Consider the following 26,991-nt stretch of genomic DNA (forward strand, 5'->3'; position numbering starts at 1 on the left):
TGCGCTCCTTATTGTCCGGTGAGGCCGCGGCGCTCGATTTGGCGCAGCACCAGTGAGAGGGTCCAGGTAATGGCGAGATACATCAGCGCCACCATGAAGTAGACCTCCAGCGCGGTGAAGGTAGTGGCGATATAGATCTGCCCTTGGCGTACCAGCTCACTGACCCCGATGACGGAGAAGAGCGAGGTATCTTTGATACTGATGATGCCCTGGTTGCCCAGCGGTGGAATCATACGGCGCAGTGCCTGGGGCCAAATAACATAGCGGAAGGCCTGTACTCGGGAGAGGCCAAGCGATAGCGATGCTTCCCGCTGGCCGCGCTCAATGGACTGTACACCGCCGCGCACAATTTCAGAGATATAGGCACCGGAGTTGACGGCAATGGCCGCAATACCCGCTACCAACGCATTAATGGGGCTGCCTAAAAGCTGCGGCAAACCGTAAAAGATAAACAGCACCTGAACCAGAATAGGGGTGCCGCGGAACACTTCAACATACACAACCGCAGGCCAGCGTAACCAGCGCACCGGGCTAATGCGCAACAGGCCAAAGAAAATACCGATGAAAAAACCAATCGCCAGACCGCCAAACGAAATCAGTAGGGTCCAGGGAATACCGGGTAACAAGTAGGGGATCGAGCTAAAGGCAGCCGACCAGTCAAACTGAAAGTTAACGTCCACGCGTTATCTCCAGGCAAGAGGAACAACGACACAGGGCCGGGGGTAAATGGCCGCCCGGCCCTGTGGTGAGAGTCGCTTTAAGCGTTGGTTATGGCATAGCGCGCGAATTACTCAGCGCTGGGTGCTTCACCGAACCACTTCGTGTAGATCTCGTCGTAGGTGCCATCTTCACGCATAGCGGCCAGCGCTTCGTTGGTCGGCTCTACCCACTCGCTGCCTTTGTGGAACACGATGCCGTACTGCTGACCCTCATACAGCGGGCCGACCACCTTAGTGCGGCCTTCGCCACGGGTTTGCGAGAAGTAGGCAACGTTCGGCGCATCGTAAAGTACGGCGTCGACATTGCGACCCAGCAGTGCCATGTACATATCGGCGGTGCCGGGGTAGGGCGTGATATCGGCGTCTTCACCTAGCTCTTGCTGGAGGAAGTCGTAGCTGGTGGAACCGATTTTGGTGGCAATCGTCAGGCCTTCGAGGTCTTCAATGGCAGACACTTCTTCGTTATCGGCACGCACGATGATTTGTAGACCGGAGTCGTAGTAGGGGTCAGAGAAGTCGACGACCTGTGAACGCTCTTCGGTAATGGTGGTGCCCGCGATGGCGATCTCCTGGCTGCCGGTTTGTACGGCGGGAATAATGCCAGAGAACTCCATGGTGGTGAGGTTGACTTCAAAGCCAGCGCGCTCAGCAACTTCGTTGATGATATCCATGTCGAAACCGATCATTTCACCGGTCTCGGGGTCGAGCATCTCGAAAGGCACAAAGCTTGGGTCAGTGGCCACGTTAACAGACGGCGTTTGTGCAAACGCGGTGGTACTGCCCAAGCCCAGTGTGATAGCGGTCGCAATGGCAGAGGTAGTGAGTAAGTGTTTCATTAGTTTCCCCATGTTTTATGTGGTTTGCCGCGCTGTTTATAGAATTTTTTTTCTTATAAATCGGGCAAGCAAACGTTATTGACCTTTCAACCTTGGCGAGAAACCACCAAGGCGTCAAGTCATGGGGACGGGGTTGCCACCAACGTTGGTCACACCATAAACGAGGCACCGCACCCGCAAGTAGTGGTGGCATTTGGGTTTTGGACACGAAAACGTGCGCCCGCTAAGCCCTCTTCATAATCGACTGTGGAGCCGACCAAGTACTGATACGATAGTGGGTCGACGACCAGCGTGGCATCGCCAAACTCAATCAGCGTGTCGTCTTCGGCAACGTTGTCCGCGAAGTCAAAACCGTATTGAAAACCTGAGCAGCCGCCACCGGTAACATACACGCGCAGTTTCAGCGCCGGGTTACTCTCTTCAGCCATTAACGCTTTGATACGTTTGCGTGCGCTGTCTGACAGTAACAGAGGGGTTGGAACAAAAGCTTCTGCACCGCTCATGGGTACCTCCCGCGAGCTTTAAGAACGAATAATCCGCATTGGGGGGTGATTATGGGTAATTCCCAGCAAATTGGTCAACTATTGCTGGGAATTCCTCAAACGTTAGGGCATCAGCGCGGGGGCGTTGAGCCCCATGTGTTCATCAAAGCCAAACATTAAATTAAGGTTTTGAATGGCTTGACCAGAGGCGCCCTTCACCAGGTTATCAATGACCGAGAGCACCACAACCGTATTGCCGTTACCCGGGCGGTGGACCGCGATCCGGCAGGTATTGTTGCCTTTGACGCTGCGGGTTTCCGGGTGGCTGCCGGCGGGCATCACATCCACGAACGGCTCGTTGGCATAGCGCTGCTCGAACAGTGCCTGTAGATCTTCTGGCTCGGCGGTAAGCGTGCTGTAGAGCGTGGCGTGAATGCCGCGGATCATAGGCGTTAGATGGGGCACAAAGGTCAACCCCACCGGGTTGGGCTGCATGTCGCCCAAGCCTTGACGAATTTCCGGCAGATGGCGGTGGCCGCCCGCGCCGTAGGCTTTCATCGATTCGCTGGCCTCGGCAAGCAGCGAGGCGACCTTAGCGCCGCGGCCAGCACCGGTCACACCGGATTTACAGTCGGCAATCAGCTGGCTCGGATCAATCAAGCCCGCTTCTAACAGCGGCAGGTAGCCTAGTTGAACGGCGGTGGGGTAGCAGCCAGGAACGGCAATCAAACGCGCTGTTTTGATCTTTTCGCGATGCATTTCAGGCAGGCCGTAGACGGCTTCTTCCAGCAGTTCCGGCGCGCCGTGGGGCTGGTCGTACCAGCGGCTCCACTCGTCGGCATCCCGCAGGCGGAAGTCGGCGGAGAGGTCGATTACCCGGGTTCCGTTAGCCAGCAGCTCGCCTGCAAGCGCATGGGCAACGCCGTGGGGCGTGGCGAAAAAGACCGCATCCATCGCGCCCAGCGCTTTGGCGTCAGGTTCGCTAAACGCCAGCGTGTCGTAGTGGCCGCGTAAATTGGGGTACATGTCGCACACTTTCACGCCCGCCTCTGAGCGAGAGGTGATGGCTTTCACGCTTACCTGGGGATGCTGGGCCAGCAGCCTGAGAAGTTCGACGCCGGTGTAACCGGTGCCGCCTACAATGCCAACGTTAATCACAAACCACTCCTTGTGTGCTTCGCACAGCCAACGCTTGAATAATTAACAGCCTAATGAGTGTGGCCAGGCTGTTGAAGTGTATCCAGCTATGATACACAAGAGAGCCAGCGCTTAAGAGCGCTGCGCAACGCGAGACAATGAAACGAACAACAAACGCAAGGACGGACGTTGTGGCACGTTTTTCTCGGTCAGATTTCACTCTAGAGAGTTTTCGCCGCCAGTTGGCGAACGTGGATGCCTTACCGCAGCTGTGTGTGCTGGGGTTGGTGTCTGGGGTGATTACTGGGGCAGTGATGGTGGCGTTCCGCCTGCTGCTTGAAGCCGGGGCGGTGCTCTATATGCCGGAAGGGGATCCGGAAGCCTTTGAAGGATTGTCACCGTGGCTGAGAGCACTTCTGCCGATCGTCGCCGTCACGTTGATTGGCCTGTTGCTATATCGGCAGCGCTCCGCTGCGCGCAAACTCGGGGTGAGCCATGTGATTGAGCGTCTCACCTATCACCAGGGGCGCTTTCCGCTGCGTAACTGGCTGAACCAATGGTGGGTGGGGGTCGTTTCCGTGTTGGGTGGCTTATCCGCCGGGCGCGAAGGCCCTGCGATTCATTTAGGCGCGGCGGCTTCCAGCGGGTTAGGGCTAAAGCTGCGGCTGCCCAATAACAGTTTGCGGGTGCTGGTGGCCTGCGGCACGGCAGCCGGTATTTCGGCCTCGTTCAACACGCCCATCGCTGGGGTGATCTTTGCCATGGAAGTGGTGATGATGGAGTACACCCTGATGAGCTTTATGCCGGTGATCTTAGCTTCCACCATGGGCGCGCTGGTGGCTCAGGTGATGTATGGCAACGAGCCTGCCTTTCGGATTCCTGAGGTGGCGTTAGGATCGCTGATGAACCTGCCCTGGATCGTGGTGATTGGCTTGGTGATTGGTTTAATGGCTGGGCTTTTCATTCATATTTCCCGCAGCCAGCGCTTACAAAAATTGCCGTTGTGGTTGAGATTAGGAGTAGTGGGTGTGGCCACTGGGGCGTTGGCGTGGCGGTTCCCTGAAATTCAGGGGATCGGCTACGACAGCGTCGCTGCTGCGCTGAATAATCAGCTGACGATCACGGTGCTGTTGGCGCTGATGGTGGCCAAGCTGCTGATTACGGCGATTACCGTCGCTGGCGGTGTGCCCATCGGTATTATCGGCCCAGTGCTGGTGGCGGGGGCGGCCACTGGGGCGCTAGGCGGTATGCTTGGTGGATGGCTATGGCCCGATAAAGCCGCGGACCCGGGCATTTATGCCATGCTGGGCATGGCGGCGATGATGGGGGCCGTCCTTCAGGCGCCTCTTGCAGCGCTGATGGCGCTATTAGAACTGACGCATACACCCAATATCATGCTGCCGGGGATGCTGGTCGTGGTGGTGGCCTGCTTGACGTCGCGCCAGCTGACAGGCTGTGAAGGTTTCTTCATTAGCTCAGTACGCTACGGGTTACACCCGCTGCAGCAGCCGCTGATGCAGGCGCTCTCCCGAGTATCGGTACCGGCGGTGATGGAGCGCCAATTGGTGCGCACAGAACGGATGATTACGCCAGACCAAGCCCGCCGCTTGCTGGAAACCAACCCTATGTGGCTAGTGATCGAGCGCTCTAGTGAAGAGAAGCCCGTGCTGGCGCTGAAGGCGGCGGAGCTTGCCCGCTGGCTGCTGGAGCACGATAAGGCGCTTGATGGGGAAGCGCCGCCGGAGGATGAGTTGATTGATCTGTTGGAGATTCCCGGCCAGCGGCTGGAAATGGCCCCGATTGGTTTGCAGGCCACGCTATCGGAAGCGTTTTTAAAGCTTCAAGATAGCGCGCTTGGGGCGCTTTATGTGGTGCATGGCTATCGACCAAAGCAGCAGCGAATTTCAGGTATCATTACCCGGGGCGCGATCGAGCGTTATTACCACTACACTGACGCTCGGCAAACAGATGCCCGCGAGACCGATTCCTAGCCATACGTCACCGCCTAAGGAGAGACCATGTACGAATGGGTAAAGGCTATTCACTTGATGGCCGTTGTTACTTGGTTTGCCGCACTGTTCTACCTGCCAAGACTTTATGTGTACCACGCCATGGCACGCGACAAAGGCGATGAGCAAGCGATCACTTACTTCAAAACCATGGAGCGTAAGCTCTATCGCGGCATCATGACGCCGTCGATGATTGTGGTGCTGATTTTTGGTGGTTGGATGCTCTATTTGGTGCCTGCGTGGTTTAGCCAGGGCTGGATGCACGTTAAGCTCACGCTGGTTGCGCTGTTGATTGCCTACCACCACGTTTGCCTGATCTACTTGAAGCAGTTTGATCAGTCGCGCTGCACTAAGAGCCACGTATTTTTTCGCTGGTTCAATGAAGCGCCTGTGATTGCGCTGGTCGCGATTATTCTACTGGCGGTAGTGAAGCCCTTTTGATGCGCCAAGCCCTTCCCCCCGTCGTTTTAGTGTTAGCGGGCCATGACCCCACGGGCGGTGCCGGACTAGTCGCTGATAGCGAAGCCATCGCCGCCTGCGGCGGTTGGGCGGTGACGATCCCCACGGCGATGACCGTGCAGAACTGCCACAACGTCTCTAGGGTGATGCCCGCCGACCCTGGCGCCATGCGGCAAATGGCCGAAGCCGTCGGTGATATGCAGATTGCCGCGATCAAGCTCGGCCTGCTGGCGGATGAAGCTACGCTACGCGCTGCGGAGCAAATTATTCGCCGTTTTCCTGGGGTACCCGTGGTTGCCGACCCGGTTCTCAAAGCAGGGGGAGGCACTATGTTATCCACAGCTGCTTTGCAGGCGCTTTACCGTGATCGGCTGCTACCGCTTGTGGATATATTAACCCCGAACCGCTTTGAGCTGGCGGCGCTGACGCCTGAGATCCATGAGCCTTATGACGATACCGCCCGTGCGGTATCACTGCTGTCTCAGGGTTGCCAAGCGGTGTTAGTAACGGCAACGGATGACCCATTACCCGGTACGGCACAGCAAGTGGTGCATACACTGCATTCACCCGACACCACCCGCCAGTGGCAATGGCCGCGGCTGCCGGAAGTGTTTCATGGTTCCGGCTGTACGCTCGCGTCGGCCTTGGCAGCGCGCCTAGCGGTAGGTGAGCGCTTACCAACGGCGTGTGAACAGGCGCAGCACTTTACCTGGGAGAGCTTGTCTCACGGCTACCAACCCCCGAGCGGGCAGTGCTTGCCGAATCGCTTGCCACGCCCCGTGCGCTTTTGATCTCATTGGTAGTAAGCCATTTATATTGAGGATGCCATGACCACATCTGCTGAACTGTTTGACCTCGCGAGTCGCCATATTCCTGGGGGCGTGAACTCTCCTGTGCGTGCCTTCAAAGGGTTGCACCGCCCGCCGGTCTTCATGGAGCGTGCGCAGGGTGCCTACCTCTTTGATGTGGAGGGCAACCGCTACGTTGATTACATTGGTTCCTGGGGGCCGATGATCACCGGTCACGCCGATCAAGACGTACTGGCAGCCGTGCGTGCGCGGTTGGATAACGGGCTCTCGTTCGGTACCCCCACTGCTGTGGAAACCACCATGGCAGACCTGATCTGCGACATGATTCCTTCTATGGAAATGGTGCGCATGACCAGCTCGGGCACCGAGGCCACCATGTCAGCGATTCGGCTGGCGCGGGGCACCACGGGGCGAGATAAGATCGTTAAATTCGAGGGTAACTACCACGGCCACTCGGATTCCCTGCTGGTAAAAGCGGGCTCTGGCGCGTTGACACATGGCGAGCCCAGCTCTCCAGGCGTGCCGGCCTCGCTGGCCGAGCACACCATCACGCTCTCCTATAACGACCCGGAAGGCGTTGAAGCGTGCTTTGCTGAGATCGGTGAGCAGATTGCCTGTATCATCGTCGAGCCGGTGGCGGGCAACATGAACTGTATTCCGCCTCAGCCAGGTTTCTTGGAAACCCTGCGCCACGTCTGTAACGAGTACGGCAGCATTCTGATTTTTGACGAGGTGATGACGGGTTTCCGCGTAGCGTTGGGCGGTGCCCAGGCTTACTACGGTGTCACGCCGGATTTAACCTGTTTGGGTAAGATCGTTGGCGGTGGTATGCCGGTAGGCGCGTTTGGTGGTAAGCGCGACATTATGCAAAACATTTCTCCGCTGGGGCCGGTATATCAGGCGGGCACCCTTTCGGGTAACCCGCTGGCCATGGCCGCCGGGGTGGCACTACTCACCAAGCTGCAGGTACCGGGCTTCCACGACGCCTTGAGCCAGCGCGTACAAACGCTGTGTAACGGCCTGCAAGAGCGTGCCAATGCGGCGCGAGTGCCGATGATGACGCAATCAGCGGGCGGCATGTTTGGTCTTTTCTTTACCTCTCAATCGCGGGTCGATAACTTTGCCCAGGCGACTGCCTGTAACCCGGATGCCTTCCGCCGCTTCTTTGGTGCGATGCTTGATCATGGCGTTTATCTCGCGCCTTCTGCTTATGAAGCCGGCTTTATGTCCAGTGCCCATACGCCAGAAGATATCCAGCGTACGCTAGAAGCGGCCGAAAAGGCCTTTACCGTAATGTAACGTTGAGTAAACGGTAGAGAGATCGCCTGCTACACTGCAAGAGCCGCCCATGTTGAGCGGCTCTTGTGGTTAACGAGGTAGCTAACCATGAAACAACCATCGGCTTGGCAGGCTTTACGTTTACACGGCGCTCTGTTTACCGCCGTGCTCACCTTTGGCTTTCCCTTAACAGGGCTAGCCGCACAGGAGCAGCATATGACCCAGATCCACATCACCATGAGCGGCTCCCCCGGCGCTGAGTTTTCCGCCGAGTGGCGCATTACCCACAATGGCGAAACCGTTGAACACCCTGAAACTCACGGCACGGTACCCGCAGAATTCACCTTTGAAGGCGATATGCTAGAAGGAACGGTCAAGCTATTAAGTGATGACGAACGACTGGAAGTGGATATCGTCAAAGGCAGCAACCGCTCACGTTCTTCGACCCAAGGCAAAGGCGGCACGCTGACGGTGGTGGTGCGTTAAGGCATAAAAAAACCGCCCCCTGGGGGGCGGTTGGAAGAGAGAGGCGGTGCTTACCACTGAGTAGAGATAGCGGAGTTACCGTTGCCAGCCTGGAAGTGAGTGGCTGCGGCTGCGCCACCGTATGTAACGTTTTGACGGATTGTAGAAATATTGCTGTTACCGGTTTGGTATACATCTGCCATGTGGCCATCACCACCTTGGTAGATATATGATGCGCTTAGATCGGCAGCAATTTGAACAACAGTTGCATCATTGCCATTACCATCTTGGTGAATGAAGCTCCAAGTTTCATCTGTGTTGTAGGCTTGATAAACATCAGCATCGTTACCATCGCCTAGTTGTTCAACCACTGAATCACTTTGGCTAGTATTCAAGAACTGAGCCACTGTAGATGAGTTATTGTTACCATCTTGGAAGACGTAAGAATCATTACGGTTACCACCATCTTGATATACAGTGGAATCGTTTTCATTACCAAATTGGTAAACAATAGACTCGTGCTCATTGCCGCTTTGATAGACATAAGAGGAGTTGTCATTTCCTTCTTGAACAACTCGAGAATATTGCGCATCACCTAACTGGTCTGTTTCTGCACTGTTACTGTTTCCGATCTGATAGATCAGAGAAGTTCGCATGGCGTCACGATCAAAGCCATCCATGCTTTGACGGATATCTTGTTGATTTTCAAAAGCTGGGTTTGCCCCAGTATTTGCGTCTCCTGTTGTAGTGGAGTTTTGGAAATCACGAGCGTTTGCAGAAAAGCTAGCAGCCATTACAACAGCAGCAGCGATAGCAGTCATTTGAGTTTTCATGGTGTTTCCCCTTTATCTCGCACTTGCTTTTGGTTATTACTGGGCAACGAAGGTTGCCTCAGTAGGTCTCGACAGTGACGGGTCTTGCATTACCAGAGAAAGCTTGCTGTTCTACGGTAATACTTCGATAGCCACTACCCGATTGTGAAAGCGTTATGTCGCTATTGAACCCTGTTTGAACGACAGACGAATGGTTAATGCCTCGTCCCTGACTACGCTGTTCAATAATAGCGTTATGGTCGTTACCAAACTGGAGGATGAAGCCGACATTATTTCCAGAAAGCTGATGGATCGTGCCGTTATTCCGGCTCCCATTCTGATATATATAAGCCAAGTTATTGGTTTGATATCGTGAAGAGCGTGATTGAGATACCTCGGCACGATTATCATTTCCTATTTGTTCGATAATACTCACGTTAGCAGGTGACGAAACGCGACTGTTTTCGATAAACTGTTCAACTCGGTTTTGAGAGTTGTAGACATGTGTATTATCAGCAGCCACATGCAAACTCACCATGCTTACTAAAGCTAACGGAAGTACAGGAAAGATCTTTTTCATCTTATGTGCTCCCAAGCGATTAAGGTGGTTTGAATGTTTCATTTCTGAAACTTTTTGTATCTTTTGTTTTCCATATGTTGAGTTTGAACCATCTCAAATTTTCCGCTATCAGAACTTTTTTTATAGTTGAGTCTGCTTTTTTACTTATTTTTTAGTGTTTATTCTTATTATTTATAATAACAAGAGTATGAGGTTTTTAATAAAGTGAAAAATAAAAAAAAGCCCTGCGTAAAGCAGGGCTTGTGTTCCCTTGATAATATTTTTTATAAAAGTGGAGTGGGAGCGTTAAGGTAATCTCCCAGCACAGTATCTTGAAGGTTAACACCCTGGGCAAGATTCCACAGATTATTTTCAACTCCTCGTGCAACCAGGTGAATAACGGCTGATTCGATGGCTGACATGACTGCCAATTGAACGGGCTCATTAGTCGTAATGCCGGCTTCTGCTTCTAGCAAACGTCGAAAGTCGATAAAGCGATAAACACCTGCTCTGAGTTCTTTAGAATAGATCGTTTTTGTGGTGGTAACGTTTGCCAGAATTTCACCAGTGGAAATCTCAACGGCGCGTAAATTAACGGTCACTTGATCAACTTGATACTGACCCGATGCTCCGATACCAAAATACTCAGCGCCTGCGCCCCCCGTCCTCACATTCGACTCGTAAGCAATGATGCCCCCTTCAAGCATCACGGAAGCCGCTCTAAGCGATGGCAGAGTATCCGGCTGGCCAAAGCGTTCAGATTCCGCGCGGATAATGCGCCGCTCCGTCAGCAGGTTTTGTAGCCCGACGCGCTCAAGAGGGATGAACCAGCCAGAGTCTGCAAGCGCACCTGTGAGCATAGCCGCTGCCCCTTGGGTGACAGCCGTTGAGAAAGTACTCGCCGGTGCCGGTCGATACTGACCGGTCTGATCACGGAAATCATAAACCGAGACGAATATGCGTCCCGCCGGTGGTGGTAACGATACAAGGTCTTGGTAAGTCGCGCCTCTCGGGGTTAATGTTGCTTGTGCCCCTTCAAGGTTTTCTGATGTGGCAACCATGCCTGCGCAGCCACTCAGTAGGCTTACGACAAGCAGTGTAGCAATGGCTTTCATGATGACCCCCTGGCTATCTTTTATGTAAATATTGTTCTACGGCATTAATGGTGGATAAGCGTTTGCTCACAGCTCAGGGGTTAAATAATCCACCCACGCTGATATTGGTGACATCACCCGTTACTTTATCCACAATGCGTAGGTTGATGAGCCCGCCCTGGTCTTCAATCACAACGCTAAAGTCATCACTATCGAAACTTCCTTGATCCAGTTCTCCGCTACTTATGTCTCCGATCAATTGTGAGATCAAACGGCTTTCCAAACTTTGTACAAGCCTTTCAGTTGCAGAAAGAGGCTGCGTTCGGCGTGAGTTTGGATCGGTGTTAGTGTCTTGTGCTTGCGCTTTACCCAGTAGATAACTACCCATAAAAGGATCGCCACCAAACGAGGGGTTTAACGGTTGATAGACAAGGTCTCCTGCTGTCGCCGTCATGCTCATCACGCCCAGTACCACCCCCATACCGCTACGTTTCAATAAATCGTTCATCAGAATATCTCCTCTTTTCCTAGATCTATGTCGGAAGACATTGCTGCGGATATTTGCCGTTCAAGCAGTGCTTTTTCGACGATTTGAACAGCTTCTCCCGCCACACTATCGGCTTCACTTATTCGAGGAGAGAGCTGTGTTCTAAAATACATACGGTTGCCTTCCATCACCCAAATTTGACTGCCCCACCGAGCATCTGGGCGCTCTTGTATGGTGATGGTTGCGCCGTTGATTACGATGTTATCCATCGCACGTTGGCTAAAGGCCCGATAAAACGTTTTTCCCGCCATGGTGATGGTTCGGTCTACCATGACGCCCGTTAACTCGCTGCTAGGGTAAGCCCGGCTTTGAATTGCCGGCCCGTCAGGACTAGAAAGCTGATTGATGGCATTCACTTGTTGTTGATCGTTTACGCTTTCCTCTTCGCTCGCCATGGCCGCAAGCGCATTCATGGAAAGAGTGACAATGAGCAGAAGGTAATGCGTTATTCTTTTTAATAAGTTGCCCATGACGTTAGGCTCCTTTCGATTACCGATGCCGCTGTAAACTACGTGCCGTTTCGATATTAGGCAGAATCGGACCTAAATTTTGATGAATCCAGTTGAGTGCTTGAATGCGGTTATGCACATTGATTTTTCTAAAGATATTGTAAAGATGTGATTTAACTGTGTGCTCACTCACAAAAAGTTTATCGGCAATTTGTTGATTAGAAGAGCCTGCGCTTAGTAAAGAGATAATTTCCATCTCGCGATTCGTTAAGCCGCAAGCTGGTCTAAAGGCATTGCTTTGATATTTGCGGTAAAAAAGAATCAGGCGTGCCATCAAGTCTCTCGACATCCATAGCTCACCTTCTAATAGGGAGTGGATACCTTTACAAATAACATCCAGGCTTTCGTTACGGTAAAAAACACCCTTCAGTTGAGCACACGAGAGGGCCTCGAGGGCGTGATCCATATCGCGAATGTTAAAAGCAGCCAGAGAGGTTTTCGCCAAGGTTTCGGGTAGTTTCTCCTGCCACTCGGGGAGCGCATCTATCCCAATGTGATCACTATCAATCAAGATCAGCAGTTTTTCTGGGGTAGCCGTGGGTAATGCCCCACGGGGCGAATGAATGCTCACCGTGCAGCCTGTGTGTTCGTGTAAGTAGTCAGCAAACAGCTGCGATTGGGGGCTTTTTTCGGTGACGATGTACACCAAACCGTGCGTTTTTTCTTGTGACATTGGGAAAGCCTCAGTTAAAGGGAGCGCTAGCAGGTGGTCTACGAAGTGTTGCTCAATAGGTTAATTTCGTAAAGTTTTGTTATCAAAAAAATTATTAAAAAGTAGCATAAGATTTAAAAAAAATTTTAATCAATTGATTTAATTAGTTTTTTAATTTTCGTTTTAATTTTTCTAATGTACATTGAGTAACATTTTGTCGCCTTTAGCTGCGTTTCTGTTAGGCGTAAACTGAACGCCTTATGTGTGGAGATAGCCCCTATGAATGCAGCGAACACGCTTGTTTTAGCCAGCGGAAATGCCGGTAAATTAAGAGAATTCAATCAGTTGCTGTCGCCGCTAGGGTTGGACGTACGGCCTCAAGCGGAATTTGGTGTGCACGATGTGGAGGAGACAGGCCTCACGTTTGTCGAAAACGCTTTGTTAAAAGCGCGTGAAGCCAGCCGAGTCAGTGGGTTACCTGCGCTAGCAGATGACTCTGGATTAGAAGTGGATGCGCTGCATGGGGCGCCAGGCATCTATTCCGCTCGCTATGCGGGTGAGCCTAAAAGTGACGAACGTAACAACGAGAAACTGTTGGCGGCGCTCAGTGAGTGCGCGGAAGGTCAGCGTACGGGCCGTTACTGGTGCGTTTTGGTCTATTTACGCCATGCAGAAGACCCGGTGCCTGTGATTGTGCAGCGTAGCTGGGAGGGAGAAATCCTTGCCCATCCTCGCGGTGAGGGTGGTTTTGGTTACGACCCGCTCTTTTGGTTACCCGACCAGGGCATGAGCGTTGCTGAACTACAAAGCGAGACCAAAAATCGCTTAAGCCATCGAGGGCGCGCGCTGCACGCCCTAGTAGATATTTTGAAGGTGGCGCATGGCTGATCAGCTGCCGCCACTATCGCTTTATATTCATACGCCTTGGTGTGTACGCAAGTGCCCCTATTGCGACTTTAACTCTCATGAGCCTGATTCTAGCGAGCTACCCGAAGCGGCCTACTTGGCTGCTTTACTTAGCGACTTGGACGGTGATGTATCGTTAGCTTCCGGCCGAACCGTTCAAACCATTTTTATCGGTGGTGGTACACCTAGCCTTCTTTCTCCTGGGTTTTATCGACAGTTGTTTGAAGGTATTCGCCAGCGGCTGCCTTTCTCACCCACGATTGAAATCACGCTGGAAGCGAATCCAGGCACGACCGAGCAGCAGCGGTTTATCGGTTACCGGGAAGCAGGTATTAATCGCCTGTCACTGGGCGTACAGAGTTTCCGCCCAACTCAGCTGAAAGCTTTAGGTCGAATTCATAGCGGTAATGAAGCGGTGACGGCCATCAGCGAGGCCAGGGCGGCGGGGTTTGATAACCTCAATATTGATCTAATGCATGGGCTACCCCAGCAAACGCCCGAACAAGCCATGGAAGACATCGACCAGGCGCTTGCCCTCAACCCTGAACATCTTTCCTGGTATCAGTTAACCCTGGAGCCTAATACGGCGTTTTTCTCGCATCCGCCACCTCTGCCAGAAGAGGAGGCGCTGTGGGATATTCAGGAAGCGGGGCACCAGCGCTTGGAGCAGGCTGGATTGAACCGGTATGAGATCTCTGCCTATGCCCGCGCAGGATTTCAGAGCCGCCATAACCTGAACTACTGGCGATTTGGCGACTATCTGGGGATTGGCGCAGGCGCTCATGGAAAACTCACCCATATAGATTCCCAGGGGGAGTGGCAGATTGAGCGGCGTTGGAAAACGCGCCAACCTGATGCGTACTTGCGTCGTGCTAACGACCCGCGTGGTTTTGTGGCAGGCCAACAGCTTATCGAACCCCAGGAACTGCCCCTTGAGTTTGCCATGAACGCGCTGCGTTTAACGGAAGGCGTGACGTTAGCGGATTGGTTTGCCCATACTGGGCAGCCAAATGCTCTGTTACTTAGCCGTTTACAAAGCGCCCAGGAAAAAGGACTTTTAATGGAAATGCCTGAAAAGCTGCGTGCATCGCCCCAAGGTCTATTATTCTTGAACGAGTTGCTGGCCTTAATCAGCGAAGAGTGATCAGTGACAAGTGACCAGCGATCTATAAGGCAATAACCCAATCATAAGCAAGGAGTGAGTGATGCGTATTTCTCGACTACTGACCCCGTTGGCAGCGGCAATTCTTTTGGCTGGCTGTGCGACTTCCGACCCGTACGGCGGTCAAACGCAGCGCTCTAGCACCGCGATGGGCACTGGTATTGGCGCAGCGATTGGCGCGGCTGCCGGCGCGCTTTCTGGCGATGGCAGCACCAGCCGCCGTGACCGTGCGCTCATTGGTGCCGCAGTAGGCGCGGCTGCCGGCGCGGGTGTGGGTGTTTACATGGACCGCCAAGAGCAGCAGTTGCGTGACAATCTGCAAGGTTCGCGTATAGAGATTGATCGCCGTGGCGACGATATCGTGCTCAACATGCCCAGCAGCGTGACCTTCGGTTTTGATTCTGCTGAGCTGACCGGCGATGCCCGCAGCGCTCTCAACGAAGTCGCTAGTGTTCTCACCCAGTACACCGACACCCGCATCAACATTGCAGGCCACACGGATAGCACCGGCGACGCCAGCTACAACCAGCGTCTCTCTGAGCGTCGTGCTCAGTCGGTGGGCAGTTACCTGAGCCAGAACGGTGTTTCCTCTATGCGCTTAAACACCATGGGTTACGGTGCTAATCAGCCGGTGGCCAGTAACGACAATGAACAGGGGCGTGCTCAAAACCGCCGGGTAGAAATTACCCTGACCCCTACCGGTAACGGCCAGTAACGTGATGCGTTAATCTCAGCATTGCTGTCCAGCGCCCGCTATGCTCACATAGCGGGCTTTTTTTGTTCAACTGCAAGCGAGCTGCCATGCTGTCGTATCAACACGCCTATCACGCCGGTAACTTTGCCGATGTCCAGAAGCATTTAACGCTTTATGCGGTGGCTGATTATTTATTACGTAAAAAATCAGCAATTACATATGTGGATAGCCATGCGGGGAGAGGCCTCTACCCGCTAGCCACCAAAGAGACCCAGCGGCTTCAAGAGTATCGGGAAGGCATCGCTCCGCTCTGGCAGGCCCGACAGCAGCTGAGCGACCCGTTGCTCAGTCATTGGCTTACCGCTTTGAATTCAGCACAACCCAACGCTGATGCGCTATCTCACTACCCGGGGTCACCCTGGTGGCTTGCTCAGACGCTACGTGACCATGACCAACTGCGTCTATTTGAACTACACCCGGGTGAGCATGAACATTTGAGTGGCCAGACGCTGCCAAAGCAGGCACGTCGCGTATACGGCGATGGGTTGCAGGGGCTGAAACAGTTGGTGCCGGTGGCGACGCCACGAATGTGCGTGTTGGTAGACCCTAGCTACGAGCGTAAAGCGGAGTATCAAGAGGTCGTTGAAACCGTTGCTTATACCCTGGAAAAAGTGCGCCACGCCGTGGTGATGATTTGGTACCCGCTGCTGCCTGCTGGACATCACGAAACGTTGCTCAGCGGCCTTGAAGCGAGCGGCATTCGTAAAATTTGGCACAGCGAGCTGCTGCTACGAGCCGCAGGGGAGAGTGCGCACGGGATGTACGGTAGCGGCATGGTGGTTATCAATCCGCCCTGGGGGCTGGATGAGCAGCTTGCAGCAGCGATGTCTCAGGTGACACCGCAGCTGGGGAGCGACAGCCACTACCGCGCCAAATGGCTGGTGGGCGAGTAGTGACGGATAGTCGTGGTGGATGATTTGTTACGAGTGGCTCGGTTATTTGCCAATACAGAAGCTGCCAAAAATTTCGCCAAGCAGATCATCGGCGCTAAATTCACCGGTGATCTCTCCCAGCGCTTGCTGCGCATCCCTTAGGTCTTCGGCAAGCAGCTCGCCTGCTCCGTAGCCATCTAGCTGTGCTCGCCCGGTATCAAGTGCCGCCATGGCGCGGTCAAGGGCATCCAGGTGGCGGCGGCGGGCGGAGAAGCGGCCCTCTGTCGTTGCAGAGAAGCCCATCACCTCTTTCAGATGCGTTTTCAAACTATCCACACCCTCTCCGGTTTTCGCAGATAGCCTAATAATCGGAGTGGCTGTGGATAATTCAATGCCCGGCGCTTCAGCACTGGCATCGATTTTATTACGCACCAGGGTAAGCCTGCTTTGATCGGGGAGGCGCTCCACGAACTCAGGCCAGATGCTCATTGGGTCGGTAGCCGCTGTGGTAGATGCATCCACCATAAGCAGTACGCGGTCGGCCTTTTCGATCTCTTCCCATGCCCGGGCAACACCGATTTTCTCTACTGCATCGGGCGTATCACGCAACCCGGCGGTATCGATAATATGCAGCGGCATGCCGTCTAGGTGAATGTACTCCCGGAGTACGTCCCGCGTTGTGCCCGCGATATCTGTGACGATGGCAGTATCCTGCTCGGTCAGCGCGTTCAACAGGCTCGATTTACCTGCATTGGGGCGTCCTGCAATCACCACGCTCATGCCCTCGCGTAGCAGAGCGCCTTGCCCAGCGGCCTTACGAACATCAACCAGCGCCTGCTGAACACTCTCTAAGTGCGTGGCGACATGGCCATCGGCGAGAAAGTCGATCTCCTCCTCCGGAAAATCGATGGCAGCTTCAACGTAAACGCGCAGCTCAATCAGCCGTTGGACCAGTGCAGCAACCCGCTGTGAGAACTCGCCCTGAAGCGAGCGCACGGCGTTCTCAGCGGCGGAGCGGGAGGTGGCATCAATTAGGTCGGCAATCGCTTCCGCCTGCGCCAGATCCAGCTTGTCGTTAAGAAACGCCCGTTCAGAGAACTCCCCAGGCCGGGCCAGGCGAGCACCCAGCTGCAGGCAGCGCTCAAGCAGCATATCCATAATGATGGGGCCGCCGTGGCCTTGCAGCTCCAGCACGTCTTCACCGGTGAAGGAGTGGGGGCCGTTAAACAGTAGCGCTATGCCCTCGTCAATAATGCCCTCAGCGCCCTGAAACGGGCCGTAGTGGGCGTAACGAGGAGCAGGGCAATTACCCAGTATTTCAGCGGCAATCGCGCGGCAAGCAGGGCCTGACACACGAATAATACCAACGCCGCCACGGCCGGGTGGGGTTGCCAAGGCGGTAATGGTGTCTTGGGTATAGAGTCGATCGGCCATGGCGCTTCCTAGTGGCTAAAGAGATGAGTGTATCGTGATGGCGCTCATGATGAGCAGGTTAGGCCTAAAACGCCAGACCCCCGCAAAGGCGGGGGTCTGGGAGTAGCAGAGGGGAGCGATTACTTGGTTCGCATCCCTTTGCCGACGCTTGGGTCATTCTCAATACTGCGCGTAATAAAGTACTGCTGCGCCACCGAGATGATGTTGTTGACTACCCAGTAGATGACCAAACCTGCCGGGAACCACAGGAAGAAGAAGGTGAAGATAATCGGCAGCATCTTCATGATCTTCGCCTGCATGGGGTCTGGCGGTGTCGGGTTCAGCATCTGCTGAACAAACATCGAGATACCCATCAGAATCGGTAGGATGAAGTAGGGGTCTTTCACCGAGAGATCCTGGATCCAGAACATGAACGGCGCGTGGCGCAGCTCAACGGATTCCAGCAGCATCCAGTACAGGGCGATAAATACCGGCATCTGTACCAGAATCGGCAAACAGCCACCTAGCGGGTTGATCTTCTCTTTCTGGTAGAACTTCATCATCTCTTGAGACATTTTCTGACGGTCGTCGCCATACATCTCTTTGAGACGCTGCATCTCTGGGCCCAGTTTGCGCATACGCGCCATGGACTTGTAGGCCTTGGCAGACAGCGGGAAGAGCACCAGTTTTACCAGCACGGTCAGCAGAACGATCGACCAGCCCCAGTTACCGACGATGTCGTGGATCTTATCCAGCAGCCAGAACAGCGGGTTGGCAATGAACCACAGCCAGCCGTAATCCACGGTGAGCTTAAGGTTCGGTGCGACTTGCTCAAGGTAGTCTTGAACCTTCGGACCCATGTAGAGCGTAGCACTCAGCGTAGCTTCGCCATCGGCGGCGACGCTGCTGGTGGGGCCAGCAAAGGCCACTACGTTACGATCACGAGAATCGGTCGTTACGTAGTACAGGTTCTGCTGGTTTTGAGCCGGTGCCCAAGCAGATACAAAGTAGTGCTGGATCATCGCCACCCAACCACCTTGTGCCTCGCGATTCTCGAAGCCGCGGCTTTGAATCGTATCAAAGTCGATCTTCTCGTAACGCGCTTCCGGAGTGGAATAGGCGGCTCCCAGGTAGGAGTTCATGCCCATGGCCACACCGCTAGACGGGTCTGGGCTGTTGTCGCGGGCGAGCTGGCCAATAAAGCGAGCACTGACGGGTGCATCGGTGTTATTGGCCAGATAGTAGCTCACGTTTACCGCGTAGCTGCCGCGATCAAACGTCAGGCGCTTGATGACTTCAATACCGTTGACGTCGGCTGTCAGGTCAACGCTGAGCTGCTCTTCATCATCACCTAAGCGATACTCGCTGCGCTCAGGAGAGAAAGCGATGCGGCTTGCCTGACCGTCAAGTTGTAGTCCTGAGCGCGCCACATAGCTGCGTGAAGCATTGTCTGATAGCAGCACGTAGTTGCGATCAGAATCCAGCGTTAGCTTATGCTGCGGCAACGCGGCATACACAATATCGCCACCAAAAGGGTCGATGCGTACGTCTAAAACATCAGTGGTGACAGCAATAAAGTCGCGGCTGGCGGTGTCGCTTTCAGCATCACCGACGCCTTCGCTGATGGCGTTCTGAGGTGCGGAAGTACTGGGTACGGAGAGATCATCGTTACCGCTCTCGCTCGCGGGAGCCCCATTACTGCTTTGGGTAATTTCCGGCGTCGAGTCGTAAGTTGTCTGCCCGTAATCCTGATTCCACTGTACAACCAATAGGTAGGCAAGCACTGCCAGTGGAATCAGTAATAAAAGTCGTTTTACGTCCATGAGGGTTCTGCCCGATGGGTGGTGAACATGCTAATGGCGCAGTGTCATTTACTCGACCCATGACACACGAAAGCCTGCCAAGCGGCAGGCCAAGGTCGAGCGGCGAGGTGTATCGTCAAGCGTCACGTGTTACGCCATTAGGCGGGGGAGGTGCAGACACCGCCTGTGCGTCGCGCTGAAGTCGTTTCCACATGCCGTGTAGCTGGCGAGTGAGCGTCTCGTTATCGACATCCTGAACGCCACGCTTTGCCAATATCACGATATCCATAGAGGGTAAGTGATCCTGACGTAGACGAACGGATTCCCGGACGAGTCGCTTGAAGCGGTTACGATCAACAGCGAGCTTCACATTTTTTTTGCTGACTATCAGTCCAATGCGGGGATGTCCCCGGGTACTTATGCGCGCTAGCGCCATCATACCTTTGCCATGAACTTTAAGGTCGGCCTGTTCAAACACGTGACTAAAATCCCCGGCATTTAGCAAACGCAAGCACCGGGGAAAGCCTTGAGGCGACACACGCAATCCGAGATCAGGCGCTCAGACGCTTGCGGCCTTTGGCGCGGCGGCGTGCGATAACGGCACGGCCGTTTTTGGTTGCCATACGAGCACGGAAGCCATGCGCGCGCTTGCGCTTGAGAACGCTGGGTTGAAAAGTGCGTTTCATAACTCGTTATTCCCACGTGGTTTAGGACGGAAAGTGAATTCCAAAAGACCCGGTCCAGTGAGGAACTAGCCGGGGAGTTTCAATTCAATACCGGAAATTGTAGAGACTTCCCGCGCCGGGTGCAATTTTTCCTTGCATAAAAAGCGTGAAAAAGGCAATAGCGCTGCCGCTTCCATCAAGTTTTGATTCAACCAAGGCCACACTATTATTACTAATGAAGTTATTTAAAACCTACTGTTATTAATAGTGGGGATACTAATTGTGGATAAGTGGTTTTAGCGTAATTTTATCAACAGGTTAAAATAATAAAAAATCTGTGCATAAGTATCAAATAACCGGCCAATAAACTGTGAATTAGATGTGTTCAACGTAAGGCAACTTACTCAAAAATACCCTAGTGCCCATTTCATTACCGGGTTTTCCTTAGCCCTCACGAATAGTTGTCCACAGGCAAAAAAGAGCCGCTAGCGCGTGTGGATAACCGCTTCGTTGGGCGCTACAATGGTCGGCCGTTTTCAACCGATGGTGAGATGAGTGTCGCTCGCGCTTTGGCAACAGTGCCTGGACTACCTGCAGGACGAACTGAATTCACAGCAGTTCAATACCTGGATACGTCCGCTGCAGGCAGAAGAAGGAGAGTCCAATGAGCTACGCTTGTTGGCGCCGAACCGATTTGTGCGCGACTGGGTGAGTGATAAGTACGCCAAGCGTATTAGTGAGCTAATGCGCGAACTTGCTCCTTCTAAGCCTCCCAAAGTCAGCTTAACCGTCGGCAGCCGGCGAGCGGCAGCGGCTGCGCCGCAACCCAGAGAGCTTGGCAATCCTGTTTCGGCCGCACCAGCACAGCCGTCATCCCCCGCTGTTCATACTCCGCCGCGTGGTGATATTGGCGATGAGCGTGAGATTGACCAACTGCGTGAAGAAAGTGCTCCTAGCCGTCGTGGCAACGAACGTCAGGTTCAAGTCGAAGGCAGCTTGAAGCACAGCAGTGGCTTAAATCCCAATTTCACCTTCGATACCTTTGTAGAAGGTAAATCGAACCAACTCGCCCGTGCAGCTTCCCGCCAGGTGTCTGAAAATCCTGGTGGCGCTTATAACCCGCTGTTTTTATACGGTGGTGTTGGCTTGGGTAAAACGCACCTGATGCATGCCGTGGGCAATGCGCTGGCAGGTCGTCGTGAAAATGCACGCGTGGTCTACCTGCACTCCGAGCGTTTTGTCGCCGATATGGTGAAGGCGCTGCAGCTTAATGCGATTAACGACTTTAAGCGTTTCTACCGCAGCGTCGATGCTCTGCTGATTGACGATATTCAATTTTTTGCCGGTAAAGAGCGCTCTCAGGAAGAGTTTTTCCATACGTTCAATGCGCTGTTAGAGGGCGGTCAGCAGATGATCCTTACCTCTGACCGCTACCCCAAAGAGATCAGTGGCGTTGAAGAGCGCCTGAAGTCGCGCTTTGGCTGGGGTCTCACCGTGGCGATCGAGCCGCCGGAGCTTGAGACCCGGGTAGCGATTTTGATGAAGAAAGCCGATCAAGCAAAAGTGGATCTGCCCCACGATGCGGCTTTCTTTATTGCTCAGAAGATTCGCTCTAACGTGCGTGAGCTTGAAGGCGCGTTGAAAAAGGTCATTGCCGACTCCCACTTTATGGGCAAAACCATTACCCAGGACTTTATCCGCGAGTCGTTAAAAGACCTACTGGCGCTGCAGGATAAGCAGGTGGGGGTGGATAATATTCAGCGTACGGTGGCTGAATATTACAAAATCAAGGTAGCGGATCTGCTCTCTAAGCGGCGCTCCCGTTCGGTAGCGCGCCCGCGACAGGTCGCTATGGCGCTGGCAAAAGAGTTGACCAACCATAGCCTACCGGAAATTGGCGATGCGTTTGGTGGCCGCGACCACACGACGGTGCTGCACGCCTGCCGCAAAGTGAAAGCGCTGCAGGAAGAGAATGCGGATATCCGTGAGGATTACAAAAATCTACTTCGTCTGCTGACGAGTTAACCCATTTCGTTTGGGCCTGCCAAGCGGTAGGTCTTTCAGGATAGAAACCCGGAGTTTCGATGAAATTTACTATTTCCCGAGAGGCGCTGCTTCGCCCGTTAACTCTGGTGGCGGGCGTAGTAGAACGGCGCCAAACGCTGCCTGTGCTTTCTAACGTACTGATTCAAGTAGAAGGCGATCAGGTTGCTCTGACGGGTACCGATTTAGAAGTTGAGCTGGTAGGCCGCACCGTGGCTAGTCAAGTTGACCAGGCGGGCTCTGCTACCGTGCCGGCTAGAAAATTGATGGATATCTGTAAATCGCTGCCCGATCAGTCCGAAATTCAGCTTGCGGTCGAAGAGGGGCGCGCGGTATTACGTAGCGGTCGTTCGCGCTTTACACTTTCTACACTTCCTGTAGCAGAGTTTCCTAATATTGAAGATGCTGATGGCAGTCAGGAACTCAGCGTTCCCCGTGGCACGCTCAAGCATCTGATTGAGTCCACCTCCTTTGCCATGGCGCAGCAAGATGTGCGTTATTACCTGAACGGTATGCTGCTGGAAATTCAGAGCAACCTGCTGCGTACGGTCGCGACCGATGGACACCGCTTGGCCATGTGCTCGCGTCCCATTGATGTGGCGGTTAGCCAGTCTCAGAAGCTGATTGTGCCCCGCAAAGGTATCCTCGAGCTTTCTCGCCTGTTGGATGACAGCGATGAACCGGTCAGCCTTACTTTAGGGTCAACGCATGTTCGTGCGCATACAGGTGACTTCACGTTTACCTCTAAGCTCATCGACGGCAAATTCCCCGATTACGAACGCGTAGTGCCGCGTAATGGCGATAAGGTGCTGATTGCCGAACGTGCCGAGCTGCGTCAGGTGCTGTCGCGTACTGCGATTCTTTCTAATGAGAAGTACCGTGGTGTTCGGCTGTATCTTGAGGAAAATAACCTCAAAGTAATGGCCAACAACCCGGAGCAGGAAGAAGCGGAAGAGAACATTGCCGTGGAGTACAACGGTAGTGCCATGGAAGTGGGTTTTAACGTTGGCTACCTGGTTGATGTGCTCTCTGTGCTTGATGAAGAGCGCGTACAGATTACCCTAGCCGACCCTAACAGCAGTGCTCTGCTGGAGGAACCCGGCGGCGGTGATGCGCTGTATGTTGTTATGCCGATGCGCTTATAACAGCTTGAGTGTTAGATGAAAACGGCGCTTCTGGATAGCAGAAGCGCCGTTTTCGCATTTGGCACGGCTAGCGCGTTTCATGGTCTTACTAGGTGGCATTAACGGATGAGCGTGACACAACTCACTTTTCACGGCCTGCGCAATTTAGCGCCGGTCACACTCCATCCCTCATCGCGTATCAATGTGATACATGGCGTTAATGGTAGCGGTAAGACCAGCGTTCTTGAAGGAATCCATATTCTGGGCATGGGACGCTCTTTTCGCACTCGTCAGCTTAAGAATGCCATTCAGTCAGAGGCGCCGTATATGACGCTGTACGGCCGCTTAGCAGGAGATCCTGAGGTAACGCTGGGGGTAAGGCGAATGCGTGCTCAGCGAGAGCTAGAGCTGCGTCTACGTGGAGAGAAAGGCGTACGTTTGGCTGAGTTGGTAGAAGCCATGCCGCTCCAGCTTATTAACCCTGATGCTTTTCGGTTGCTGGAAGGGTCACCCGCAGGTCGCCGTGAGTTTTTAGACTGGGGAGTGTTTCACGTGAAACATCACTTCCTAGACGCGTGGCAGCGGACCCGCCGGGCGGTGAAACATCGGAATGCACTCCTTAGGCGTGGTAGAATAGTTGCCAGTGAAATAGCGGTGTGGGAGCAGGAGCTTGCCCATTGGGGGGAGCAGATGGATACGCTGCGGCACGCATGGTTCAGCGAGTTTTTGCCGGTGTTTGACGAAACGCTGAAAAGGCTCTTACCGCTGCCCGGACTAACGCTGCGCTATGCCAGAGGCTGGGATAAACAGCGTTCGCTAGCGGATGTGTTACGCGATAGCCGTGATGCCGACCAGCAGATGGGGTTTACTCAACAGGGCCCACAGCGCGCTGATTTGCGTATTCGGTTGAATAAGCAGCCCGCTATAGAGGTGCTTTCCAGAGGCCAGCAAAAGCTGGTAGTGAGTGCATTAAAGCTCGCCCAAGGAAGGCTTCTGGAAAGTACCGCACAGCGGCACTGCATTTATTTGATAGATGATTTACCGGCAGAGCTGGACGAGCATCACCGCCGCCAGTTTTGCGCTTTGCTTGAAGAGATGCAGTGCCAAGCATTTATTACCAGCGTCGAGCCCACCGCGCTAAGCGATGTCTGGCAGCCCACTACCGCTGTTGAAATGTTTCACGTGAAACATTCCGAGCAGGGGTTTAGCCAGTGTCAGCCAGATGGGTAGACGACACGGAACGAGACAGACTTCACGACGGAGTGGTCAATGAGCGAGCAGGCTTACGATTCATCAAGCATCAAGGTGCTCAAAGGGCTAGACGCAGTACGTAAGCGTCCAGGCATGTATATCGGTGATACCGACGACGGCACCGGGCTGCATCACATGGTTTTCGAGCTGGTGGATAATTCCATCGATGAAGCTTTGGCGGGCCACTGTAGCGAAATTCGAGTGGTCATCCACGCGGATGAATCGGTAACCGTGAGCGACAATGGTCGTGGGGTTCCCACCGAGCTACACGAGGGCGAGGGCGTTTCTGCTGCCGAAGTCATCATGACGGTGCTGCACGCAGGCGGTAAGTTTGACGATAACTCTTATAAAGTATCGGGTGGCTTACACGGCGTGGGGGTGTCGGTGGTGAATGCGCTCTCAGAAGAGCTGCGCCTGACCATCTGGCGTCAAGGTGAAGTGTTTGAGCAAATTTACCACCACGGTGTGCCGCAAGCGCCGCTGGGTGTCGTAGGTAAAACGGAAAAGAGCGGTACCCGCGTTCACTTTCGTCCGTCTCCGGCCACGTTTGCTAATATCGAATTTCACTACGATATTCTGGCGAAACGCCTGCGTGAGCTCTCCTTCCTCAACTCTGGTGTTGCCATTCGTCTGATGGATGAGCGCAGCGGTAAAGAGGAGCTGTTCCACTATGAAGGCGGTCTTAAAGCATTCGTCGACCACCTGAATAAGAACAAGACCGTCCTCAACCCGGTGTTTCACTTTAATGCCGTGCGTGAAGATGGTGTAGAGGTTGAAGTGGCGATGCAGTGGAGCGATGCCTTCACTGAGAACATTTTCTGCTACACCAACAACATTCCTCAGCGGGATGGTGGTACCCACTTAGCAGGTTTCCGCGCTGCGCTAACGCGTACGCTGAATCACTATATTGAAGCCCAGGGCCTGCTGAAAAAAGCCAAAGTGAATACCTCTGGTGACGATGCTCGGGAAGGCTTAACCGCCATTATTTCCGTGAAGGTTCCGGATCCCAAGTTCTCGTCGCAGACCAAAGATAAGCTGGTCTCTTCCGAGGTGAAAACAGCGGTAGAGCAGGAAATGGGTCGCCTGTTTGCAGACTACCTGATTGAAAAGCCCAACGAAGCTAAGTCCATCGTCAATAAGATGCTGGACGCCGCACGTGCCCGTGAAGCAGCCCGTAAAGCGCGGGATATGACGCGCCGTAAAGGGGCGCTGGATATCGCAGGCCTGCCGGGTAAGCTTGCCGACTGCCAAGAGAAAGACCCCAGCCAATCAGAGCTTTACCTGGTGGAGGGCGACTCGGCAGGAGGAAGCGCCAAGCAGGGGCGTGACCGTCGCACTCAGGCCATTTTGCCGCTAAAAGGTAAAATCCTGAACGTCGAAAAAGCACGCTTCGATAAAATGCTCTCCTCTGCTGAAGTGGGCACGCTGATCACTGCGTTGGGCTGTGGCATTGGTCGGGAAGAGTTTAATCCCGATAAGCTGCGCTACCACTCGGTCATTATCATGACCGACGCCGACGTAGACGGTTCGCACATTCGTACGCTGCTACTGACGTTCTTCTTCCGTCAAATGCCAGAGCTGATTGAGCGTGGGCATATCTTTATTGCCCAGCCGCCGCTTTATAAAATCAAACGTGGCAAGCAAGAGCTCTATCTAAAAGATGAGCAGGCCATGATTGATTACCTGACCACCACCGCGCTGGATGGGGCAGGGCTGCACGTCAATGCGGATGCACCGGGCATTGCTGGCTCACAGTTGGAAGCGCTGGTGAATCAGTATCGCAACGTGATGAAGCGAATTGACCGTTTGGCGCGGGTTTACCCCATCGAAGTATTGAAGCAGGTAGTACATGCTACCGCGCTACAGGGTGAGCCAAGCCTGAAAGACCGCATTACGATGGAAAACTGGATTGCCGAGCTGCAGAAAGCCATGGATGACATGGTGGCCTATGAAGGTGGCCCGCGCTATCAGTTCTACCTGCAAGAAGACACCGAGCGTGGCCTGCATCTACCGGCGGTTTCTTTGATCGCCCACGGCGTGACCACGGAGTATGTGTGGGGCCTAGACTTCTTTGAAAGCGCAGATTATCGCGCCATTGCAGGCTTAGGGGAAACCCTCAACGGCTTGCTGGATGAAGGTGCCTACATCGCCCGAGGTGAGCGCCAGAAGCCCGTTGCACACTTCTCTGAAGTGCTGACGTGGCTGATGCAGGAAGGCCAGCGTGGCCTCTCTGTGCAGCGCTATAAAGGTCTAGGTGAGATGAACCCGGATCAACTTTGGGAAACCACCATGGATCCGGATAGCCGTCGTATGCTGCGCGTCACCATCGAAGATGCGGTAGCGGCGGATATGATGTTCAACACCCTGATGGGTGATGAAGTTGAGCCGCGTCGCGATTTCATCGAGACCAACGCGCTCGTTGCTAATCTCGATATCTAAAAAGTCTCTTCAATGTGTTTCACGTGAAACATTGAAAAGCAAAAAACCGCAGGCGAAGCGCCTGCGGTTTCAGACTGCTGACAAAGCCCTGGCCCTTCGGCCAGGGTTTTGCTTTTATAAGCGTATCGTTTTTAGTGGTGGCCGATATGCTCAAAGACCCTTCCCCCCAACAGCACGAACTAGAGATGGTCAC

The 26,991-nt window shown here is 53.9% G+C and carries 27 protein-coding genes; 13 read left to right on the top strand and 14 right to left on the bottom strand.

The window, feature by feature from the left end; translation table 11 throughout:
- Positions 1 to 8: 8 nt before the first annotated feature.
- The 4 genes from R0J87_RS15075 to argC all read right to left on the bottom strand — a co-directional run bounded on the left by R0J87_RS15075 (position 9) and on the right by argC (position 3,195).
- Positions 9 to 680: an amino acid ABC transporter permease gene (locus R0J87_RS15075; protein WP_498887142.1), complete on the bottom strand. Its 672-nt coding sequence runs from the start codon at positions 678 to 680 to the stop codon at positions 9 to 11.
- A gap of 107 nt (positions 681 to 787) precedes the next feature.
- The gene (locus R0J87_RS15080) at positions 788 to 1,555 is read right to left on the bottom strand and encodes a transporter substrate-binding domain-containing protein (protein WP_498887144.1); all 768 of its coding nucleotides are present in this window, start codon (positions 1,553 to 1,555) and stop codon (positions 788 to 790) included.
- Between the two features lie 149 nt (positions 1,556 to 1,704).
- Positions 1,705 to 2,058 (bottom strand): iron-sulfur cluster insertion protein ErpA, encoded by a 354-nt coding sequence (erpA, locus tag R0J87_RS15085; protein WP_083025782.1) that lies wholly within the window; start codon positions 2,056 to 2,058, stop codon positions 1,705 to 1,707.
- Between the two features lie 102 nt (positions 2,059 to 2,160).
- Complete coding sequence (gene argC / locus R0J87_RS15090; RefSeq protein ID WP_404464609.1) at positions 2,161 to 3,195, bottom strand: N-acetyl-gamma-glutamyl-phosphate reductase; 1,035 nt, start codon at positions 3,193 to 3,195, stop codon at positions 2,161 to 2,163.
- A 170-nt stretch (positions 3,196 to 3,365) separates the two neighbouring features.
- Here argC and R0J87_RS15095 point away from each other — a divergent pair, with 170 nt between their 5' ends.
- The 5 genes from R0J87_RS15095 (at position 3,366) to R0J87_RS15115 (ending at position 8,215) form a co-directional block, all read left to right on the top strand.
- Positions 3,366 to 5,165: a chloride channel protein gene (locus tag R0J87_RS15095; RefSeq protein ID WP_498887147.1), complete on the top strand. Its 1,800-nt coding sequence runs from the start codon at positions 3,366 to 3,368 to the stop codon at positions 5,163 to 5,165.
- Positions 5,166 to 5,192: 27 nt separating this feature from the next.
- Positions 5,193 to 5,624 carry a protoporphyrinogen oxidase HemJ gene (hemJ, locus tag R0J87_RS15100; protein WP_498887149.1) on the top strand — a complete coding sequence of 144 codons (432 nt, stop codon included), beginning with the start codon at positions 5,193 to 5,195 and terminating at the stop codon, positions 5,622 to 5,624.
- Positions 5,624 to 6,433 (top strand): bifunctional hydroxymethylpyrimidine kinase/phosphomethylpyrimidine kinase, encoded by an 810-nt coding sequence (gene thiD, locus R0J87_RS15105; protein ID WP_498887151.1) that lies wholly within the window; start codon positions 5,624 to 5,626, stop codon positions 6,431 to 6,433. Before hemJ ends, thiD begins: the two co-directional genes overlap by 1 nt.
- A gap of 36 nt (positions 6,434 to 6,469) precedes the next feature.
- Positions 6,470 to 7,750, top strand: a complete 1,281-nt coding sequence (gene hemL / locus R0J87_RS15110) for a glutamate-1-semialdehyde 2,1-aminomutase (RefSeq protein ID WP_498887153.1) — start codon at positions 6,470 to 6,472, stop codon at positions 7,748 to 7,750.
- An 87-nt stretch (positions 7,751 to 7,837) separates the two neighbouring features.
- Positions 7,838 to 8,215: a hypothetical protein gene (locus tag R0J87_RS15115; RefSeq protein ID WP_498887154.1), complete on the top strand. Its 378-nt coding sequence runs from the start codon at positions 7,838 to 7,840 to the stop codon at positions 8,213 to 8,215.
- A gap of 50 nt (positions 8,216 to 8,265) precedes the next feature.
- Here R0J87_RS15115 and R0J87_RS15120 read toward each other — a convergent pair whose 3' ends face one another.
- From R0J87_RS15120 to R0J87_RS15145, 6 genes are all read right to left on the bottom strand, one after another.
- A complete protein-coding gene (locus tag R0J87_RS15120) occupies positions 8,266 to 9,027 on the bottom strand; it encodes a hypothetical protein (RefSeq protein ID WP_498887156.1) in 762 nt (253 codons plus the stop codon).
- 58 nt (positions 9,028 to 9,085) lie between these two features.
- Entirely contained in the window at positions 9,086 to 9,586 is a 501-nt protein-coding gene (locus tag R0J87_RS15125; RefSeq protein ID WP_498887158.1) for a hypothetical protein, read from the bottom strand.
- A 263-nt stretch (positions 9,587 to 9,849) separates the two neighbouring features.
- On the bottom strand, positions 9,850 to 10,680 hold the full coding sequence (locus R0J87_RS15130) for a CsgG/HfaB family protein (protein ID WP_404464621.1): 831 nt from the start codon (positions 10,678 to 10,680) through the stop codon (positions 9,850 to 9,852).
- 73 nt (positions 10,681 to 10,753) lie between these two features.
- Complete coding sequence (locus R0J87_RS15135; protein ID WP_498887160.1) at positions 10,754 to 11,167, bottom strand: curli assembly protein CsgF; 414 nt, start codon at positions 11,165 to 11,167, stop codon at positions 10,754 to 10,756.
- Complete coding sequence (locus R0J87_RS15140) at positions 11,167 to 11,676, bottom strand: CsgE family curli-type amyloid fiber assembly protein (protein ID WP_498887162.1); 510 nt, start codon at positions 11,674 to 11,676, stop codon at positions 11,167 to 11,169. The genes R0J87_RS15135 and R0J87_RS15140 overlap by 1 nt, the downstream gene beginning before the upstream one ends.
- A 19-nt stretch (positions 11,677 to 11,695) precedes the next feature.
- On the bottom strand, positions 11,696 to 12,388 hold the full coding sequence (locus R0J87_RS15145) for a LuxR C-terminal-related transcriptional regulator (protein WP_498887164.1): 693 nt from the start codon (positions 12,386 to 12,388) through the stop codon (positions 11,696 to 11,698).
- A 258-nt stretch (positions 12,389 to 12,646) separates the two neighbouring features.
- Here R0J87_RS15145 and rdgB point away from each other — a divergent pair, with 258 nt between their 5' ends.
- The 4 genes from rdgB (at position 12,647) to R0J87_RS15165 (ending at position 16,082) form a co-directional block, all read left to right on the top strand.
- Positions 12,647 to 13,255, top strand: a complete 609-nt coding sequence (rdgB, locus tag R0J87_RS15150; RefSeq protein ID WP_404344370.1) for an RdgB/HAM1 family non-canonical purine NTP pyrophosphatase — start codon at positions 12,647 to 12,649, stop codon at positions 13,253 to 13,255.
- Positions 13,248 to 14,417 (top strand): radical SAM family heme chaperone HemW, encoded by a 1,170-nt coding sequence (gene hemW / locus R0J87_RS15155; RefSeq protein WP_498887166.1) that lies wholly within the window; start codon positions 13,248 to 13,250, stop codon positions 14,415 to 14,417. Before rdgB ends, hemW begins: the two co-directional genes overlap by 8 nt.
- Positions 14,418 to 14,478: 61 nt before the next feature.
- Positions 14,479 to 15,150, top strand: a complete 672-nt coding sequence (locus tag R0J87_RS15160; protein WP_404344372.1) for a YiaD family glycine zipper/OmpA-like lipoprotein — start codon at positions 14,479 to 14,481, stop codon at positions 15,148 to 15,150.
- An 86-nt stretch (positions 15,151 to 15,236) separates the two neighbouring features.
- The gene (locus R0J87_RS15165) at positions 15,237 to 16,082 is read left to right on the top strand and encodes a 23S rRNA (adenine(2030)-N(6))-methyltransferase RlmJ (RefSeq protein ID WP_498887169.1); all 846 of its coding nucleotides are present in this window, start codon (positions 15,237 to 15,239) and stop codon (positions 16,080 to 16,082) included.
- 42 nt (positions 16,083 to 16,124) lie between these two features.
- On the opposite strand, the gene mnmE is transcribed toward R0J87_RS15165, so the two are convergent.
- From mnmE to rpmH, 4 genes are all read right to left on the bottom strand, one after another.
- Complete coding sequence (mnmE, locus tag R0J87_RS15170; protein WP_498887170.1) at positions 16,125 to 17,495, bottom strand: tRNA uridine-5-carboxymethylaminomethyl(34) synthesis GTPase MnmE; 1,371 nt, start codon at positions 17,493 to 17,495, stop codon at positions 16,125 to 16,127.
- A gap of 119 nt (positions 17,496 to 17,614) precedes the next feature.
- Positions 17,615 to 19,297 carry a membrane protein insertase YidC gene (gene yidC, locus R0J87_RS15175; protein WP_498887172.1) on the bottom strand — a complete coding sequence of 561 codons (1,683 nt, stop codon included), beginning with the start codon at positions 19,295 to 19,297 and terminating at the stop codon, positions 17,615 to 17,617.
- A 115-nt stretch (positions 19,298 to 19,412) separates the two neighbouring features.
- Positions 19,413 to 19,814 (bottom strand): ribonuclease P protein component, encoded by a 402-nt coding sequence (gene rnpA / locus R0J87_RS15180; RefSeq protein WP_498887174.1) that lies wholly within the window; start codon positions 19,812 to 19,814, stop codon positions 19,413 to 19,415.
- A 13-nt stretch (positions 19,815 to 19,827) separates the two neighbouring features.
- Positions 19,828 to 19,962, bottom strand: a complete 135-nt coding sequence (gene rpmH / locus R0J87_RS15185) for a 50S ribosomal protein L34 (RefSeq protein ID WP_009723348.1) — start codon at positions 19,960 to 19,962, stop codon at positions 19,828 to 19,830.
- Positions 19,963 to 20,496: 534 nt separating this feature from the next.
- Here rpmH and dnaA point away from each other — a divergent pair.
- From dnaA to gyrB, 4 genes are all read left to right on the top strand, one after another.
- Positions 20,497 to 21,966 carry a chromosomal replication initiator protein DnaA gene (gene dnaA, locus R0J87_RS15190; protein ID WP_404344377.1) on the top strand — a complete coding sequence of 490 codons (1,470 nt, stop codon included), beginning with the start codon at positions 20,497 to 20,499 and terminating at the stop codon, positions 21,964 to 21,966.
- Between the two features lie 59 nt (positions 21,967 to 22,025).
- Positions 22,026 to 23,129: a DNA polymerase III subunit beta gene (gene dnaN / locus R0J87_RS15195; RefSeq protein ID WP_404344378.1), complete on the top strand. Its 1,104-nt coding sequence runs from the start codon at positions 22,026 to 22,028 to the stop codon at positions 23,127 to 23,129.
- A gap of 105 nt (positions 23,130 to 23,234) precedes the next feature.
- On the top strand, positions 23,235 to 24,338 hold the full coding sequence (recF, locus tag R0J87_RS15200) for a DNA replication/repair protein RecF (RefSeq protein WP_404344379.1): 1,104 nt from the start codon (positions 23,235 to 23,237) through the stop codon (positions 24,336 to 24,338).
- 39 nt (positions 24,339 to 24,377) lie between these two features.
- The gene (gene gyrB / locus R0J87_RS15205; protein ID WP_404344380.1) at positions 24,378 to 26,798 is read left to right on the top strand and encodes a DNA topoisomerase (ATP-hydrolyzing) subunit B; all 2,421 of its coding nucleotides are present in this window, start codon (positions 24,378 to 24,380) and stop codon (positions 26,796 to 26,798) included.
- Positions 26,799 to 26,991: the final 193 nt, after the last annotated feature.

It is taken from the genome of Halomonas sp. SIMBA_159, assembly GCF_046536035.1.
Lineage (GTDB): Bacteria > Pseudomonadota > Gammaproteobacteria > Pseudomonadales > Halomonadaceae > Vreelandella > Vreelandella venusta_A.

Bases quoted from the DNA above. Each gene is read 5' to 3' on its own strand.
- erpA (WP_083025782.1), bottom strand. From the start codon at position 2,058: ATGAGCGGTGCAGAAGCTTTTGTTCCAACCCCTCTGTTACTGTCAGAC.
- hemJ (WP_498887149.1), top strand. From the start codon at position 5,193: ATGTACGAATGGGTAAAGGCTATTCACTTGATGGCCGTTGTTACTTGG.
- hemW (WP_498887166.1), top strand. From the start codon at position 13,248: ATGGCTGATCAGCTGCCGCCACTATCGCTTTATATTCATACGCCTTGG.
- dnaN (WP_404344378.1), top strand. From the start codon at position 22,026: ATGAAATTTACTATTTCCCGAGAGGCGCTGCTTCGCCCGTTAACTCTG.
- yidC (WP_498887172.1), bottom strand. From the start codon at position 19,297: ATGGACGTAAAACGACTTTTATTACTGATTCCACTGGCAGTGCTTGCC.
- R0J87_RS15140 (WP_498887162.1), bottom strand. From the start codon at position 11,676: ATGGGCAACTTATTAAAAAGAATAACGCATTACCTTCTGCTCATTGTC.
- R0J87_RS15080 (WP_498887144.1), bottom strand. From the start codon at position 1,555: ATGAAACACTTACTCACTACCTCTGCCATTGCGACCGCTATCACACTG.
- R0J87_RS15125 (WP_498887158.1), bottom strand. From the start codon at position 9,586: ATGAAAAAGATCTTTCCTGTACTTCCGTTAGCTTTAGTAAGCATGGTG.
- R0J87_RS15145 (WP_498887164.1), bottom strand. From the start codon at position 12,388: ATGTCACAAGAAAAAACGCACGGTTTGGTGTACATCGTCACCGAAAAA.
- R0J87_RS15160 (WP_404344372.1), top strand. From the start codon at position 14,479: ATGCGTATTTCTCGACTACTGACCCCGTTGGCAGCGGCAATTCTTTTG.
- R0J87_RS15115 (WP_498887154.1), top strand. From the start codon at position 7,838: ATGAAACAACCATCGGCTTGGCAGGCTTTACGTTTACACGGCGCTCTG.
- R0J87_RS15135 (WP_498887160.1), bottom strand. From the start codon at position 11,167: ATGAACGATTTATTGAAACGTAGCGGTATGGGGGTGGTACTGGGCGTG.
- rdgB (WP_404344370.1), top strand. From the start codon at position 12,647: ATGAATGCAGCGAACACGCTTGTTTTAGCCAGCGGAAATGCCGGTAAA.
- gyrB (WP_404344380.1), top strand. From the start codon at position 24,378: ATGAGCGAGCAGGCTTACGATTCATCAAGCATCAAGGTGCTCAAAGGG.
- R0J87_RS15165 (WP_498887169.1), top strand. From the start codon at position 15,237: ATGCTGTCGTATCAACACGCCTATCACGCCGGTAACTTTGCCGATGTC.
- hemL (WP_498887153.1), top strand. From the start codon at position 6,470: ATGACCACATCTGCTGAACTGTTTGACCTCGCGAGTCGCCATATTCCT.
- thiD (WP_498887151.1), top strand. From the start codon at position 5,624: ATGCGCCAAGCCCTTCCCCCCGTCGTTTTAGTGTTAGCGGGCCATGAC.
- recF (WP_404344379.1), top strand. From the start codon at position 23,235: ATGAGCGTGACACAACTCACTTTTCACGGCCTGCGCAATTTAGCGCCG.
- R0J87_RS15120 (WP_498887156.1), bottom strand. From the start codon at position 9,027: ATGAAAACTCAAATGACTGCTATCGCTGCTGCTGTTGTAATGGCTGCT.
- R0J87_RS15130 (WP_404464621.1), bottom strand. From the start codon at position 10,680: ATGAAAGCCATTGCTACACTGCTTGTCGTAAGCCTACTGAGTGGCTGC.
- rpmH (WP_009723348.1), bottom strand. From the start codon at position 19,962: ATGAAACGCACTTTTCAACCCAGCGTTCTCAAGCGCAAGCGCGCGCAT.
- mnmE (WP_498887170.1), bottom strand. From the start codon at position 17,495: ATGGCCGATCGACTCTATACCCAAGACACCATTACCGCCTTGGCAACC.